General features: G+C 70.3%; 13 protein-coding genes. 3 read left to right on the top strand and 10 right to left on the bottom strand.

Features of this window, described 5'->3' with window-relative positions; translation table 11 throughout:
• Nucleotides 1-110 precede the first annotated feature (110 nt).
• From DAETH_RS04045 to ilvC, 4 genes are all read right to left on the bottom strand, one after another.
• On the bottom strand, nucleotides 111-1,895 hold the full coding sequence (locus DAETH_RS04045) for a CHAT domain-containing protein (protein WP_264776643.1): 1,785 nt from the start codon (nucleotides 1,893-1,895) through the stop codon (nucleotides 111-113).
• 11 nt (nucleotides 1,896-1,906) lie between these two features.
• A complete protein-coding gene (locus DAETH_RS04050) occupies nucleotides 1,907-3,184 on the bottom strand; it encodes an AAA family ATPase (protein ID WP_264776644.1) in 1,278 nt (425 codons plus the stop codon).
• Between the two features lie 70 nt (nucleotides 3,185-3,254).
• The gene (locus DAETH_RS04055; RefSeq protein ID WP_264776645.1) at nucleotides 3,255-4,949 is read right to left on the bottom strand and encodes an SWIM zinc finger family protein; all 1,695 of its coding nucleotides are present in this window, start codon (nucleotides 4,947-4,949) and stop codon (nucleotides 3,255-3,257) included.
• Between the two features lie 90 nt (nucleotides 4,950-5,039).
• Entirely contained in the window at nucleotides 5,040-6,044 is a 1,005-nt protein-coding gene (ilvC, locus tag DAETH_RS04060) for a ketol-acid reductoisomerase (protein WP_264777389.1), read from the bottom strand.
• Nucleotides 6,045-6,089: 45 nt separating this feature from the next.
• Between ilvC and DAETH_RS04065 the strand changes: the two genes are divergently transcribed.
• On the top strand, nucleotides 6,090-6,875 hold the full coding sequence (locus DAETH_RS04065; RefSeq protein ID WP_264774389.1) for an IS982 family transposase: 786 nt from the start codon (nucleotides 6,090-6,092) through the stop codon (nucleotides 6,873-6,875).
• A 251-nt stretch (nucleotides 6,876-7,126) separates the two neighbouring features.
• On the opposite strand, the gene ilvN is transcribed toward DAETH_RS04065, so the two are convergent.
• The 5 genes from ilvN to DAETH_RS04090 all read right to left on the bottom strand — a co-directional run bounded on the left by ilvN (nucleotide 7,127) and on the right by DAETH_RS04090 (nucleotide 12,750).
• A complete protein-coding gene (ilvN, locus tag DAETH_RS04070) occupies nucleotides 7,127-7,744 on the bottom strand; it encodes an acetolactate synthase small subunit (protein ID WP_264776646.1) in 618 nt (205 codons plus the stop codon).
• On the bottom strand, nucleotides 7,741-9,459 hold the full coding sequence (gene ilvB, locus DAETH_RS04075) for a biosynthetic-type acetolactate synthase large subunit (protein ID WP_264776647.1): 1,719 nt from the start codon (nucleotides 9,457-9,459) through the stop codon (nucleotides 7,741-7,743). Before ilvB ends, ilvN begins: the two co-directional genes overlap by 4 nt.
• A gap of 399 nt (nucleotides 9,460-9,858) precedes the next feature.
• Entirely contained in the window at nucleotides 9,859-10,269 is a 411-nt protein-coding gene (locus tag DAETH_RS04080; protein WP_264776648.1) for a DUF5367 domain-containing protein, read from the bottom strand.
• The gene (locus DAETH_RS04085) at nucleotides 10,266-10,823 is read right to left on the bottom strand and encodes a TetR/AcrR family transcriptional regulator (protein WP_264776649.1); all 558 of its coding nucleotides are present in this window, start codon (nucleotides 10,821-10,823) and stop codon (nucleotides 10,266-10,268) included. Before DAETH_RS04085 ends, DAETH_RS04080 begins: the two co-directional genes overlap by 4 nt.
• Before the next feature lie 142 nt (nucleotides 10,824-10,965).
• A complete protein-coding gene (locus tag DAETH_RS04090; RefSeq protein WP_264776650.1) occupies nucleotides 10,966-12,750 on the bottom strand; it encodes a DEAD/DEAH box RNA helicase in 1,785 nt (594 codons plus the stop codon).
• 219 nt (nucleotides 12,751-12,969) lie between these two features.
• Between DAETH_RS04090 and DAETH_RS04095 the strand changes: the two genes are divergently transcribed.
• Entirely contained in the window at nucleotides 12,970-13,098 is a 129-nt protein-coding gene (locus tag DAETH_RS04095; RefSeq protein ID WP_264776651.1) for a hypothetical protein, read from the top strand.
• A gap of 278 nt (nucleotides 13,099-13,376) precedes the next feature.
• Here the strand turns inward: DAETH_RS04095 and DAETH_RS04100 are convergent, their stop codons facing one another.
• Entirely contained in the window at nucleotides 13,377-14,342 is a 966-nt protein-coding gene (locus DAETH_RS04100) for an RluA family pseudouridine synthase (protein ID WP_264776652.1), read from the bottom strand.
• Between the two features lie 178 nt (nucleotides 14,343-14,520).
• Here DAETH_RS04100 and DAETH_RS04105 point away from each other — a divergent pair, with 178 nt between their 5' ends.
• Nucleotides 14,521-14,802, top strand: a complete 282-nt coding sequence (locus tag DAETH_RS04105; RefSeq protein WP_264776653.1) for a Sec-independent protein translocase subunit TatA/TatB — start codon at nucleotides 14,521-14,523, stop codon at nucleotides 14,800-14,802.
• Nucleotides 14,803-14,860 lie beyond the last annotated feature (58 nt).

The raw sequence follows: 14,860 nt of genomic DNA on the forward strand, positions 1-14,860 counted from the left end.
GCCGCTCACTCCACCGGAGGAACGCCAAGAAGAAGCAGGCCGAACACGTTCATGGAGGGCACTCTACTCACAGTCAGGCGCCCAGGGCAAGGGGCCACGTCTAAACCGCTTTACGAAGGCGTCAGGCGCAGTGGCCCCGGCAGCCGGGGAAACACCCGCAGCCGGGGGTCGGGGTGGAGGCCCACCCGATGCACGCAGGCGCTCAGCCGGGTGACTTCCGGGTGGGGGGCGGGCCGCGCCGGGCTGGACAGCGCCCACCGCCCATTCCCCCCGGGAACCCGGACGACGACGAGGCGGGCGTTCTCGGGGAGGTCGCAGGGGTGCGCCACGCCGGGCGGTTCGTTCGGGGCGAAGCCCACGGCGAAGGCGAGGGCGCCGCCGTACGTCCAGGCCCGCAGCGGCCCGGCGGGGGAGGCCACGGTCGGATGCGCCTCCCGCCACGCCCGGGGCAGGCCCGGCACCTGCGCGAGGACGCCCAGCAGCACCGCCCCCGCCACGCCCGCCGCGAGGCCGTCGAGCGGCGAGCGCCGCCAGCGGGGCTTCTCGCCGTGAATCGCCTCGTGGACGAACCGTGCGCCGAACACCGCCAGCACCGCCACCAAGGCGAGCAGGAGGGCCGCCGTGATCCCGGTCCCCGGCTCCGGGCGGGCGAACAGGTCAGAGAGGACCGACGCCAGGATGGGGAGGAGCACCTGGGCGCACACGACGAGCGCCGCGAGGTTCAACCACACAATTACCTTCTCCCACACGCGCGGCAGGGCACCGGGGCGGGGCGGGGCCTCTCCCCGCCGCCCGAAGAACCCCCCCTCCCCGCTCAGGAAGGCGGGCACGGACCTCACGAGGACGGCCGCCGACACCAGCGCCAGCAGCGGGAGGCCGACCAGCGTCCCCGGCGTGAAGGCGAGCGGGAAGGCGGAGAGCCCGAGGAGGAGCAGCCCGCCCAGCCCCACCAGCCCCGCGACCAGGGCGGCCCGGGCCCGGGCCTGCCGCTCGGGGAGGGTGTACGCGGCGCGGTAGGCCTCCCGGTAACGCAGCCGGACGGGCAGCGAGCGCCAGCCCCACCCCAGGCCCAGCCCGGCGAGCAGGGTCCCGAGGGCGCCCACACCTCCCAGCCGCACCCCCGCCCGGAGGGTCAGCCACCCGAGCGCCACCGCGAAGGCCAGACCTCCCAGCCTGGACCACGGGGTCCCGCGCCCGGTGAGGAGCTGCCGCAGCCAGCGGCGGGCGAAGGGGTCCGCCGGGTGGGCCCGGAGGCGGGCGTGCAGCTCGGGGATGGCGGCCGTGCCGCGCCGCCGCCCCAGGCCGAGCAGCCGCAGGTTGTGCGCCAGCGCGTGCCCGGGATTCTGGGCGAGGGCCCGCGCGATCTCCGCGTCGAACTGCCCCCAGTCCCGCCGGGCGCCCAGCAGGCTCGCGTAGGCGTGCAGGGCCGCGCCGTCGCCGTCGCCGGGCGAGAGGGCCTCCAACTGGCCCGCGCTCTCCCGCGCTCCTGGCAGCCACGCCGGGTCGCGCCGCCGGGGCGGGGTGGTGTCCGCCAGCAGCAGGGCGCTCAGCCCCCGCTCGAAGTGGGCGGCGGGGAGGTCGGGCTCCAGCCGCAGGGCCTCCCGCGCCGCCGCCAGCGCCTCGCCGTGCTGTCCCAGACGGCGGTAGGCCCGCGCCAGCACGACCTGCGTCCAGGCCCACCCGGGATCGGCGGCGACTGCCCGCCGCGCCATCCGCAGCGCCTCCGGCCCCTCGTTCAGGTCCACGAGCAGGTCCACCACGCGCACGAGGAGCGCGGGGTCGTCCGGGTCCCGCAGCAGCGCCTCCCGCAACACGGCGAGCGCCTCGCGGGGGCGGCCCAGCTCCAGCAGGGCCGAAGAGCGCGTCAGGGGGGAGGCGGACTCTGCGGAGGTCACCTGGCGGGCACCTAGAGCCGCCGCCGTTCCCGCAGCAGGGCGGCCAGGTCGTCGTACTGCCCCCCCGCGTTCGCGTAGGCCACATAGTTGCGGGCGTGCTCCAGCCACTCGGCCGTGGAGGGCCGCGCCTCCCGCAACGCCTCGCGGAAGTCGGCCATGCGGACGGGTCGCGCCCTGCCCGTCCGGTACGCCTCGCCCAGCGCCCGCTCGGTCGCCGCCTCGCACACCGCCCGCACGTCCGCCCCGGAAAAGCCCTCGGTCTGCCGGGCCAGCCACCCCGCGTCCAGCCCCTCGACCGGACGCCCGGCCATGAAGCTCCCGAACATCGCCGCCCGCGCCGCCGTGTCGGGCGGAGGCACGAGCACCGCCGTCCCCAGGCGGCCCGGGCGCCGCAACGCCATGTCCACGTCCCAGGGGGCGTTCGTGGCCGCCAGGACGAACACGCCGTCACGCTCGCCCAGGCCGTCGAGTTCGCGCAGCAGCACCTGGGTGACGTGGTGCGAGCGGCCCCGGTCCACATGCCGCCCGCGCCCCAGGGCGTCCACCTCGTCGAAGAAGAGGACGCAGGGGGCGTGCCGCCGCGCCGACGCGAACACCCCCTGCACGTTGCGCTCGGCGTTGCCCAGCCACATGTCGAGCACGTCCGCGACGGTGACCTCCAGGAAGCGCGCCCCGAGTTCGCCCGCCACCGCCCGCGCCACGAAGGTCTTGCCGCAGCCCGGCGGGCCGTACAGCAGCAGCCCCCCGCCGCGCCGCCCCCCGTACACAGCGGCGAGTTGGGGGTGACGCAGCGGGCCCAGCAGCGAGCGGTCCAGCCGCTCCTTGAGGGCCGTCATGCCCACCACGTCCTTCAGGGTCACGTCACCCGCCACCGGCTGCCAGCGCGACTCGAAGTCCGTCAGCCCCGGCCCGGCCTGGGGGGAGGGCGCGGGCGCTCCCGTCAGGTCCTCGTCCTCGGGCTGGCCGGAGCCGTCGTTCCAGCCGTCGGCGGAGGCGGTCTGCCGCCGGGGTGGAGCGTCCTGCCCCTGCCCGTACTGGTAGAGTGCGTTGAGGAGAAGCTGGTACTGCCCCGCCGCCTGGCTGTCTCCCGCCAGGTCCGCCGCTCGCACTGCCAGGGCAAGGGCCCCCTGGTGGGTCGGGTCCGACGCCAGCCACACCCGCACGAGCGGCAGCGCCTCGGGCCCCCGCCCGGCATCGAGCAGCACCCGCACCAGATGCTCGCGCAGGGCCGCGTCCTCGGGACTCGCCTCCAGCGCCGCCCGCAGGGCCGCGATCACCGAGTCACTCACCCGCCGTCACCCATGCTGCGCTCATGGTTGAGAGTCTAGCCGTCCCCACGGGCACAGGCGGAGGGGAGGCTCAGAGCAGCCCCGCCTGCCGCAACTCGTCCCGCAGGGCCGGGAGCTGGGGTTGCCGGGCCACCACGGCGCGAACCTGGGCGGCCGTCTCCTCGCGCCCGACCAGCCCGGGCAGGCGGGCCAGAATTCGCGCGGCCTCGCGGTACGAGCCCCGGCTGCGCCCGTCGATGTGCAGCTGGGCGGCGCGCACGATCAGGGGCACGGCCCGCCCCGGGTCGAGCTGCCCGGCGAGGGTCAGGAGGTGGGCGGCGGGGACGTTCTTCCGCTCCCCGGCGAGGCGCAGGGCGTCTTCCGCCAGCCCCTCGCGCAGGAGCAGCCCCATCAGGGTGAGGGTGTGCGCCTCCTGCTTCCAGAGGCGCCCGACGATCCCCTCGCGCTCCGCCTCCCAGTTCGGGCTGACCTCCCTCTGCGCCGTCAGCCACGCCTCGCCGGGCCGCGCCAGCACCTCCTCGCGGGCCAGGGCGTGTGCCTCCCTCTTTCGTCCAGTCGCCGCATACCGCTCGAAGAGCCAGCGGCGAACATCGGGGCGGGCCAGCGCCTCGCGCGCCAGGTCTTCGAGGAGGGGAAGCTGACCCCGGGCCGCGAAGACGGGTTCCAGTTCGGGGAAATGGGCGCGCTGCCCCGCCTCCCGCACGGCCCGCCGCGCGTCCTCCGCCCGGCCGCGTTCCAGCAGGAACTCCAGCAACTCGCCCAGGTCGCCGCTCGCGCGCAGCAGGGCCTCGGCCTCCTCGTCGTTCAGGCTGTCGGCGGTCAGCCCGTAGAGGATGCCCGCGTACTGTTGCCGCTCGTGCTCATACCGCGCCCCCTTCATCAGGCCCCGCAGCAACTCCAGAAAGCCCGGCCACTCCTCCTCCCGCAGCGCCGCCACGAACTCCGCGAACGCCTCGTCCTCCAGGTTGCCCCGCCCGGACGCCACCTCGGCCTGCACCGCCTCTATCGCCTCGGCCCGGGCCTCCTCGTCCAGTTTGCCGCTCGCCAGCAGGTGTTCCACGGCAACCAGCGCCCGCCGCTGAAGCTCGTCCAGCCCCCAGTCGAAATCGTCGTCGTAGGTGTCCTCCACCTCGTCCAGCACGGCGAGGTAGGTGTCGAGCACCTGCGCCGCCCACGCCGAGTCCAGCGCCTCCAGGTTCTCCAGCAGGGCGTCCGCCCCCTCCAGCACGAGGTCAATTGCCTCGGTGTCCGGCCCCTCGCCCTCGTGGTCCCACTCGGGGTTGTAGGTGCGGCGAATCGCGTCGAAGGCCGCCTCGATCCGCTCGCGGGCGCTGCCGGTGCGGGCACTGCGGGCGGAACTGGCATGAAGGAGGGCCTCCAGTTCCGGCGCGCGGTCGAGCATCCGGTGGATGAGGCGGTGGAGTTCGGGCACGCTCAGGCCCTCCAGCACCTCGGAGAGTTCGGGGAGAGCGGTGAAGGCCGCCCGGTCCTCCACTGCCCTCGCCAGCAGGGCCGCGACGTGTTTGCAGTGTCCTCCGCCGCCTACCGGGCAGGAACAGCGGGCCGAAACCACCTCGCCGCCCTCCACGGTGGCCCGCACCCCATACGGCTCCTGCCCGTAAGCCGTCCCGCGCAGCACGGTCGCCGCCCCCTCCGGCCGCGCGCTCAGGCCGGTGAGGTCACGCACGTAGGACTGCCCTTTCCTCCACTCGTGCTCGCCGCTCCAGGCGAGGGCGTCCTGCCGACGCAGGGTGAACGTGGTCATGGGGACATGCTAAGGCGGTTGGAATGAGCAAGGGAAAGCGGCCAGCCCCCCGAAAAGGCTGACCGCTGACGGCTGAGAGCTGACCGCTCCTTACACCTCCAGCGCCTGCTTGTTGATGAAGGGCATCTTGCCCCGCAACTCCTTGCCCACCGTCTCCAGCAGGTGATCGCGCATCTTGCGGCGCTGCTCGTTCATGTAGGGGAAACCGCTCTCGGCGTCCTGAATGAACTGCCCGGCGAACTTGCCGCTCTGGATGTCCCCCAGCACGTTTTTCATCTCGGCCTTCGTCTGATCCGTGATGATGCGCGGGCCGGTCACGTAGTCGCCGAACTCGGCCGTGTTGGAGATGGAGTGGCGCATCCCCTCGAAGCCCTTCTCGTAGATCAGGTCCACGATCAGCTTGACCTCGTGCAATGTCTCGAAGTAGGCGATCTCTGGCTGATAGCCCGCCTCCACCAGCGTCTCGAAGCCCGCCTGGATCAAGTGCGTGACGCCGCCGCACAGCACCGACTGCTCCCCGAAGAGGTCCGTCTCCGTCTCCTCCTTGAAGGTCGTCTCCAGCACGCCCGCCCGGGTGCCGCCGATGCCACGGGCGTAGGCCAGCGCGACCTCACGGGCCCCCCCGCTCGCGTCCTGCCCCACCGCGAAGATGCTGGGCATCCCCGCCCCGTCCACGTACACGCGGCGCAGCATGTGCCCGGGTCCCTTGGGCGCGACCAGGAACACGTCCACGCCCTGCGGCGGCTTGATGCGCCCGAAGTGGATGTTGAAGCCGTGCCCGAAGGCGAGCGCCTTGCCGTCCGTGAGGTTCGGGGCAATGCTCTCCTCGTAGACCTTCGGTTGCGTCTCGTCGGGGATGAGCAGCATCACCACGTCCGCCTCCCGCGTCGCGTCCTCGATGCTGGTCACGCGCAGGCCCGCCTGCTCGGCCTTGACCCGGCTGCTCGACCCTTCCCGCAGCCCGACCACCACCTTCAGGCCGCTGTCCCGCAGGTTCTGCGCGTGCGCGTGCGCCTGCGAGCCGTAGCCGATGATGGCGATCAGCTTGTCCTCGATGGGGGAGAGGGAGACGTCGCGGTCGTAGTAACCGCGAATAGGGGTTGACAGGGTGGGGGGAGAAATGGCAAAGGGACGGTGCTCATGTGCCGTCCCGACCTCAGTCTACTCCCCATTCCCGACGCCCTGCGACGCCTGACGGTCTGGCTGACCCCCCAGATGCCATCCAAGCTGGTCCACCCCCACGAGAAGATCAGTGACGCCGAATTGGTGGCGGTGGCCCTATTGCAGCGGATTCACAAAGCACCCTACTTCAGGGGCTGGTGGAGGATGCTCAAACTCAACCACTGTCCCCATTACCCTTCGGAGGTCCAGGCCCGTACCCGGCTGGAACGCTTGACCCCTGTGATCGAGGGCGCGAGTGTCGAAGTCCAGGCACTGGACTTCGTGGCCGTGGACTCCGAACCCCTCCCAGTCTGCACCTTCAAGCGCGCTCCCCGTTGCAAGTTCAAGGGGGCACGACACGGCTTCAGTACCTCCGGCCCGGTGTATGGGTTCAAGCTGCATGCCTGGACGACCCTGAATGGCAAAATCGCCCAGTACGTGCTCCGGCCCGCCAACGAGCATGACTTCACCGTCGGGTGCGTGATGAACCGCGACTGGCCCACCTTCGGTGGGCCGAAGCAGATTGGGGACAAAGGCTATCAGTCCGGCACGTACCTGACGCCACCCAAAAGCAATGCCAAGCGTCCTGACCCTCGTTGGAAAGACGAATATGCGGCTGCCCGCAAGATCATCGAGTCGGCGTTCTCGGTGCTGGTGGGTTCCGGCTTGCGGTGGGGGCAGGTCAAGACGATGGCGAGCTTGCGGCTCAAGGTCGCCCTCCTCGTCCTCGCCCACAACCTCAAGTTCTTTGACCTCCCCGCCTAATCACACTTGGCGCTCCGAGTCAATCCCTATTCGCGGTTAGTACATTTTCGCAGCCATTGGGGGATTCTCCTACAGAGTGTGAGGTGGAGGGGAATGTGGGCTAGGGGAGGGTGGGCGGCGTGCAACCCCTCCGCCCCCTACGGGGGCACCTCCCCTTGAAAGGGAGGCTGTGAAGTGCTCTTCAAGCCGTGCTTTTTGGCTCCCTTCCCAGGGGAGCCGTCAGCGAAGCTGACTGAGGGGTCGCCTTCGACTCAGAACAGATTCGGCACCCCTCCCGCCTTCGTCTCCCGCGGCTCGGCGGCCTCCACTACGGGCCTCAGCGTCTCCGTCTCCCCCTCGTGGTAGACGTGGCTGGGAATGTCCGCGTTCGAGCCGCGCGTGAGGGCCACCCGCCCCGTCCGCATCGTCTCGATGATGCCGAAGGAGCGCATCTGCTCGATGAAGGCGGTGATCTTGCCCTCGTCGCCGGTCACCTCGAAGGTCAGGGCGTGGCGGCCCACGTCCACGATGCGGGCGCGGAAGTCCTCGGCGATCTGGCGGACCTCCACCCGGCTCTCGGGCGTGATGGCGACCTTCACGAGCACGAGTTCGCGGTCCACGAACTTTTCGAGGCTGTGGTCGATGATCTTCACCACGTCGTGCAGCTTCTCAAGCTGGCGCATCGCCTGCTCGACCACGCCCCGGTCGCCCGTCACCACGAAGGTCATGCGGCTGAGGCCGGGGTGTTCGGTGGAGCCCACGCTGAGGCTCCTGATGTTGTACCCGCGCCGCCCGAAGAGGGACGTGATGCGGGTCAGCACGCGCGGCTCGTCGCGCACGAGGGCGGAGACGAGGTGGTCCTTCTGGCCGGGGTCGAAATTGCCCGTCATGCGTTCTTGGCCTCCTCGGCGGCGGTGTTCTTCTCGATGCCGGGGGTGGGGCGGGGCGGCTCGGTCTCGATCATCTCGCTCAGGCTGGCCCCGCTGGGCACCATCGGGAAGACGCCGTGCTCGTTGGGCACCACGATCTCCAGCAGCGAACTCTTGGGGTCGTTCAGCCAGGCGTCGATGGCCTCGGGCAGCTCCTCGGCGCAGTCGGCGCGGTAGGCGGGCACCCCGTAGGCGTCGGCCAGTTTGAGGAAGTCGGGGTTGGAATCCCCCAGGTAGACCTCGGAGTACCGCTTCTCGTGGAAGAGTTCCTGCCACTGGCGGACCATCCCCAGGAACGAGTTGTTGATGATGCAGATTTTGACGTTCCGCACGTCGTACTTCTTGAGCGTGGCGAGTTCCTGCGCCGTCATCTGGAAGCCGCCGTCCCCCGCGATGACGATGCTGCGCACGCCGGGTTCGGCCATGCCCGCCCCAATCGCTGCCGGGAAGCCGAAGCCCATCGTCCCCAGGCCGCCCGAGTTGATCCAGCGCCGGGGCCGCTCGAAGCGGGCGAGCTGTGCGGCGAGCATCTGGTGCTGGCCCACGTCCGAGGAGAGGATGTCGTCGGGGCGCAGGCGGTCCACCACGGCCTTCACCGCGTACCCGGCGCCCCAGTGGTCGGGCTCCTGGGTGCGGGTCTTCCACTCGGCGATCTTTTCCCGCCACTCGGGAAGGTCGAGCTTCTGGGCGCCCTCGGCAAGCATCTGGGCAGCCACCCGCGCATCTCCGCGCACCGGCACATGCGTCCGCACGATCTTGCCGATCTCGGCGGCGTCGAGGTCCACATGGATGATCGAGGCGTTCGGCGCGAAGCCGTTCACCCGGCCCGTCACCCGGTCGTCGAACCGCAGGCCGATGCCCAGCAGCACGTCCGCCTCACTGATCGCGCGGTTAGCCGCGACCGAGCCGTGCATCCCTGGCATCCCCAGCCAAAGGGGGTCGCTCGACGGGAACGAGCCCAGCCCCATCAAGGTCGTGATGACGGGAATGTCCCACGCGCGGGCGAGGGCGGTGATCTCCGCCGCCGCGTCGAGCGAGCCGCCGCCAACCATGATGACGGGCTTTTTCGCATCTTGGAGGAGTTCGCGGGCCTTTTCGATGGCCTCCGGCTTCGGCGCTGGAATCTCGGGCCGGGCGTGGGGCGCAGTGATCTCACCGTGGTAGGGGGCAAGCTGAATGTCCTTGGGAATGTCCACGAGGACCGGGCCGGGCCGACCGCTGCGCGCGATGCGGATGGCCTCGGCGATCACGCGCGGCAATTCCTCCACGTCCCGCACCACGTAGTTGTGCTTGGTGATGGGCAGGGTGATCCCGGTGATGTCCGCCTCCTGAAAGGCGTCCGTGCCCATCAGGTGCCGCGCGACGTTGCCCGTGATCGCCAGGATGGGCACCGAGTCGAGCATCGCGTCGGCGAGCCCGGTGACGAGGTTGGTCGCCCCGGGTCCCGAGGTGGCGAGGCACACGCCGATCTCGCCCGTCGCCTTGGCCCAGCCCTCCGCCGCGTGGATGGCGCCCTGCTCGTGCCGCGCGAGGACGTGGCGCACCTCGGGATAAAAGGTCAGCGCGTCGTAAACGGGCATGATCGCCCCGCCGGGGTAGCCGAACACGGTCGTGATGCCGTGGGCGGAGAGAGTGGCCCAGAGGGCCTTGGCGCCCGTCAATTCCGTCTGCGTCATGCGTTCCTCCTTACGGTCCCCTTCGGGATTCCCGCCCATCGTGCTTCCAGAAGACGCGCGCCACGCTGACCTCTCGGCGGCGCGGCGCGAAATGACGACCCTCCCCGGGCGGTCTCTCTGTGTCGGCGTTGTTCCCCGTTCCCCATATCCGGTGTCTCCTTTGCCCGTTCAGCACCCTCTCCTCAACGAAAACCCCCGCCCGGTCGTGGGGCGGGGGGTGGCACGCGCTCGCGCTCAGCAGCCATCAACCCCCGGCGCCAAGAAGTACCACCACGAGAATGCGGCTCATGGGCTTCACCCTACGGCGTGAGCAGGCGGATGATCAAGGCGCGTCTAGATGAGGCGAGCGGTACGGGAGAGGGAACAAACGGGCGTTCGGAACAGGGCGGAGGTGGATTTTCAGCCAGCGCGTCGGGCCTGCACGAAGGCGATGAGCAAAATCCAGGCCACACCCCACAGGAGCGACGTGGCGACCAGGAAGAGCTGGGCGGGCGGCAGCCCGTAGATGGCTGGAAAGAACGTCAGGGCGAGGCTGTCGAGCAGCATGGCGGTGAGGGACATGACCACCGCAGCGGGCAGAATGGCGCTTCCCCCGGCGCCGCCGAGGGTGACACCCACCCGGAGGAACGCCCAGGCGACGGGAATGAATAGCGCGAAGACGAGGGGAAGCGCCGCATTTCCCGGCACGAGCACGAAGGGTCCCAGCACGCGGAACATCATCGCGGCCAGGAACCACAGCGCGACCCCGAGGGCGACGAGGAGGGGCAGGCGCAGGGCTGGACGGGACGGTGAAACGGTGGCAGTCGTCATAACAAACCTCCTGCGTGCAGCGCGCCCTTCAGCGCGCAAAACGCCTCATCGGTGCGCCTCTCCTCCCCGGTCGAGAAGCGGTCGATCAGTAGCCCCGTCAGCGCCGCGAGGACCCAGTTGGCGCTGGACGCTGGGACCTCCTCTTTCAAGTGCGCGGTCACCACCCCGAGCCAGGCGTGGAGGGCACCCTGCGCGAACTGCCGATACAGGCCGTCTTCGTCGATGGCGTGAAGTTCCACCTCGAAGAGCGAGCGCAGGAAGGGCGTGAGTTCGGGCGAGGTCAGCCGCGCCCACAGCACGTCGAACCGCTCATCCGGGTCGGCGGCGGGGTCCACCTGGGCCAAGACCACCTGCTGCTGTGCGGCGATGGCCCCCAGCACCTCCACGACGAGCTGTTCCTTCGAGCAGAAGTGGTAGAGCAGCAGGCGGGCACTCACCCCGAGGGCGTCCGCGAGGGGCCGCAGGCTGAGGTCCGTGAGGCCGTGCTCCAGCACGTAGGCGGCGGCTCGCCCCAAAAGATCGGTTTTGGCCTGTGGATTCGGCGGTCGCCCCATATGCTCCTCAGTCGTTACGGTAACAAGTGTGGAGGATACGGGGGGTGAAAGTCAAGGCGAGCTCTTGAAAAGCTGCACGCCCAAAGAGGAGCGCCCCCACCACTTGGGCAGGGGCGCTCATGATGGGTTCGGTTCAGCGCGTTCAGCGTCCGGCGGGCACGAACTCGCGGTCGGCGAAGTCCTCGCGGCGGCGCTCGCCGCCCTGACTGCCGCCGTCGCGCTCGCGGCTCCAGCGGCCCTGACCGCCACGGTTGCCCTGGTAGCCACCCTGGCCGCCGTCACGGTTGCCGTAGCCGCCGCCCTGGCGTCCGCCACGGTAGCCACCCTCGTCGCGGTAGCCGCGTCCGCCGCCGTTGCCGCCCTGACGGCCCTCGCGGGTCGGGGCCTCGAACAGCTCGGGAAGTTCCTCGGCGACTTCCACGCCGATCTCGCCCTCCAGGGGGGAGGCGGCCAGAAGCTTCTCGACGTACTCGCTGGGCACGTCGGCCACCGCGCCGCCGCGCCACTGGCGCACCCGGCCCAGGCGGCGGGTGTCCACGTCGCTGTTTCGCGCGAGCAGGGCCACCGCGCGGGCCACGCTCAGGCGCTCGCCGTGCAGGATCAGGGTGGTCAGGCCCTCCTCACCGCTCAGCAGGCTGGCGGCCTTGACGGGCTCGCTCACGCCGCTGACCTTGGCCAGCGCCCGGGTCAGCGCCTCCAGGCCGAGTTCGCTGAAGAGGCGCTCGGCCTCCGCCTGGAAGCTCGTGGCGACCGTGGGGTCCACCTTGCGGATGAGGTCGGCGGCGGATTTGGCGCTGGCGGCCTGCACTTCCCTGGGGGTGGGCAGCGGACGCTCGATGAACTGCACGCCCGTGCGGTACTCCAGGCCCCGCATCTCGCGGCTGTCGCGGTCGCCGTACATCACGATGGCGGTGCCGGTGCGGCCCGCGCGCCCGGTGCGGCCCGAGCGGTGGATGTAGCTCTCGTGGTCCTGCGGCAGGTGGTACTGCACCACGAGGTCCACTTCCGGGATGTCGAGGCCACGCGCGGCAACGTCAGTGGCGACGAGCACGCCCACCCGGCCCGCGCGGAAAGCACCCAGCGCACGCTCACGCTGGCTCTGCGCCAGGTCGCCGTGCAGCGCCTCGGACTCGATGCCTCGGTGGATCAGCTCGTTCGCCAGCTCGTCCGCCTCGCGCTTGGTGCGGGTGAAGACGATGGCCTTCTCGGGGTTGTAGACGGTGAGCAGGTCGGCCAGCACGCGGGTGCGGGTGCGGCCCACCTTCACCTTGAGGTGCTCGACGCTCTGGGCGGCCTGGCTCTTGCCCTCGCCCACCAGGTCCACCACGACAGGGTCTTTGAGGTACTTGCGCGAGATGCGGCGGATGTCGTCGTTCAGCGTGGCGCTGAAGAGCATGGTCTGCCGGGTCTCGGGAGTCGCCTGAAGGATCGTCTCGATGGCGTCCGCGAAGCCCACGCTCAACATCTCGTCGGCCTCGTCGAGCACAACGTACTCGACCTTGCTCAGGTCGATGTTGCCGCGCTCCAAGTGGTCGATCAGGCGCCCGGGGGTGCCCACGATCACGTCCACGCCCCGGCGCAGCGCGCCCTCCTGCGGGCCGTAGGCGGCGCCGCCGTACACGGTCGCGGTCACGAGGTCACCGCCGCTCTTGGCGAACTCCTCGGCGACCTGCTTGGCGAGTTCGCGGGTGGGCGCGAGCACCAGGGCACGCGGCGCGCGGCCCCGCTCGCGGCTGGGTTCGAGGTTCTGGATGATGGGAAGCGCGTAGGCGAGCGTCTTGCCCGTGCCCGTGCGGGCGCGACCGATCAGGTCTTTCCCCGCCAGCGCGTGGGGCAGGCTCTCGACCTGAATAGGGGTGGCTTCGGTGATGCCGCGCTCGGCGAGACGCGCCGCGAGTTCGGGCGCGATCAGTTGATCAAAGTTCATTTGTGGTCCTTTCGGGAAAGCACAGCCCCAGTGACCAGCAAACGCCAAGCCTTCGGCATCCAGCATGTCCTGAAAGTGGGGGCACTTTCCAACCGCCGGGCACATCCCGGACGGCGCACGAAGAGAAAGTGTACACGGTACGCTTGGAAAAATCAAGTGGGGAGGCGGCGTGCTTCACGGGGAAAACCAACCCTGGCAGGCCGGTGCTAACGTCGAGCTATGCCTTCCAAGCTCAACCCCCGCATGAGCCAGGCCGCCGCCGATCTCGGCTTGCCTTACTCTGCGCTCCATCAGGACTGGGGCATCGAGGTCACCGACCCGGACCACCTGCCGGAATTCGTCGCGTAACTACCGCGAGCACCAGGCCGGGTTTGACGAGTGGGTGGGCTCAGGAATACTACCCGGGCGAGCTACTTCTGCAATCTGCGAACGACGCGTTACATGACGGCGTCCAAACTCGTTCCCTGATTGAAGGGGCTGTGTCCCTGATCGCCGCACGGCGCGAGCACGAGGCCACTCGGTTCCTGATCAACTCTTGGATCAAGCTTGATCGCTCTGGATTGGTTGGGGGAGGAACAGAATTCCCTATCGCTGCTGTCCTTCGGGAGGCGTTAGGAATATAGGTTTCACGAGGGCGGCGTCTCCAAGTCCGCCGGAACCGTCCCCCCCAGTGCCACCCAGGCGTTCAGCATGTCGTCGGGCACAGGCGCATGCAGATTCAGCGCCTCGCCCGTGACAGGGTGGGGAAGGGTCAGGAAGTGCGCGTGCAGCGCGTGTCGCCCTATAGCCTGACTTTCCCGCCCGTACACCGGATCGCCCAGAATGGGACTGCCCAGGTGCGCGAGGTGGACGCGAATCTGGTGGGTACGGCCCGTGCGCGGCTGGGCCCGAACGAGGGCGAGGGTGCGCCCATGCCCGTCCCCGTGGGCGGCGAGTGGGGTGAAGAGGGTCTGCGCCTCGCGGGGGCTCACGCCGCCGACCGCCATGCGCTGCCGTGCGGTGGGATGGCGGCCAATCGGCGCGTCCACCCGCACGGGGTCCTCGGCCCGCCACGTCCCCGCCGCGATGGCGAGGTATGTCTTGTGGGTGTCGCGGTCCTTGAAGGCGGCGGCCAGCCGCGCGTGCGCCTGCACGGTCTTGGCGACCACGATCACGCCGCTGGTGTCTTTGTCGAGGCGGTGGACGATGCCGGGGCGGTAGCCGTCCGGTCCCAGGGCGCCCTCCTGCTCGGGGAGGCTCATGCGGCCCAGCAGGGCATTGACGAGGGTGCCGCCTGAGACGCCGGGCGCCGGGTGGGTCACCATGCCGGGCGGCTTGTTCACGGCGATCATGGCCTCGTCCTCGTACAGCACGTCGAGGGGCACGTCCTCGGGCGACACGGTGGCGTCCGGGGGAGGGGGGAGGTGGACCGTCAGCGCCTCACCCCCGCGCAACTTGAGACTGGCCTTGCGCGCCACGTCGCCGCGCACCTGCACATGCCCGCCTTCGATCCACCCGGCGACCTGCGAGCGGCTCTGACCCGTCAGCTCCGCGAGCACGGCGTCGAGACGGCCTGGCGTGGCGGTGAGGTGGAGGGGCGGCGGGTCGGTCACGGCGGGCAGTGTAGCGCCGGGCTCAGCGAATCTTCAGAAAGGCGACCCGGCAATCCGAACCGGAGGGAAGTCGCATATAGCCGGGTGAAGAAGGGAACGGGCCTCGGTGGTCCACCCGCTCCCCCGTTCCCTCCGCCCTCCTCCTCCGGCGCTGCCGGTTGCCCCCAGGGAGAAACCTATGCCCAATATCGGTGCGCCTGAACTGCTGATCATCCTCGTGGTGGCCCTGATCGTCTTCGGACCGCGCAAGCTGCCGGAACTCGGCAAGAGTATCGGTCAGGGCCTGCGCGAGTTCCGCAAGTCCACGGGCGCGGTGACCGACGAGTTGCGCCGGGGTCTGGACACCACGCCGGATGTGCCCGCTCCCGCTCCCACCCTGCCTGCCGCGAGCGCCGAGGTCAGGAACCCCGTCACGGTGGACGCCGCCGTTCCCGTGTCCGGGCCCACGCCCCGGTCCTGAGTCGAGCCGGCGTCCGTCCCGGGGGGACACCTCCTGCCTCCGTCCCTGTTAGGCTGGG

It is taken from the genome of Deinococcus aetherius (genome assembly GCF_025997855.1).
GTDB classification, from domain to species: domain Bacteria; phylum Deinococcota; class Deinococci; order Deinococcales; family Deinococcaceae; genus Deinococcus; species Deinococcus aetherius.

Bases quoted from the DNA above. Each gene is read 5' to 3' on its own strand.
- DAETH_RS04105 (WP_264776653.1), top strand. From the start codon at position 14,521: ATGCCCAATATCGGTGCGCCTGAACTGCTGATCATCCTCGTGGTGGCC.
- DAETH_RS04095 (WP_264776651.1), top strand. From the start codon at position 12,970: ATGCCTTCCAAGCTCAACCCCCGCATGAGCCAGGCCGCCGCCGATCTC.
- DAETH_RS04055 (WP_264776645.1), bottom strand. From the start codon at position 4,949: ATGACCACGTTCACCCTGCGTCGGCAGGACGCCCTCGCCTGGAGCGGC.
- ilvB (WP_264776647.1), bottom strand. From the start codon at position 9,459: ATGACGCAGACGGAATTGACGGGCGCCAAGGCCCTCTGGGCCACTCTC.
- DAETH_RS04080 (WP_264776648.1), bottom strand. From the start codon at position 10,269: ATGACGACTGCCACCGTTTCACCGTCCCGTCCAGCCCTGCGCCTGCCC.
- ilvN (WP_264776646.1), bottom strand. From the start codon at position 7,744: ATGACGGGCAATTTCGACCCCGGCCAGAAGGACCACCTCGTCTCCGCC.
- DAETH_RS04065 (WP_264774389.1), top strand. From the start codon at position 6,090: ATGTGCCGTCCCGACCTCAGTCTACTCCCCATTCCCGACGCCCTGCGA.
- DAETH_RS04090 (WP_264776650.1), bottom strand. From the start codon at position 12,750: ATGAACTTTGATCAACTGATCGCGCCCGAACTCGCGGCGCGTCTCGCC.
- DAETH_RS04085 (WP_264776649.1), bottom strand. From the start codon at position 10,823: ATGGGGCGACCGCCGAATCCACAGGCCAAAACCGATCTTTTGGGGCGA.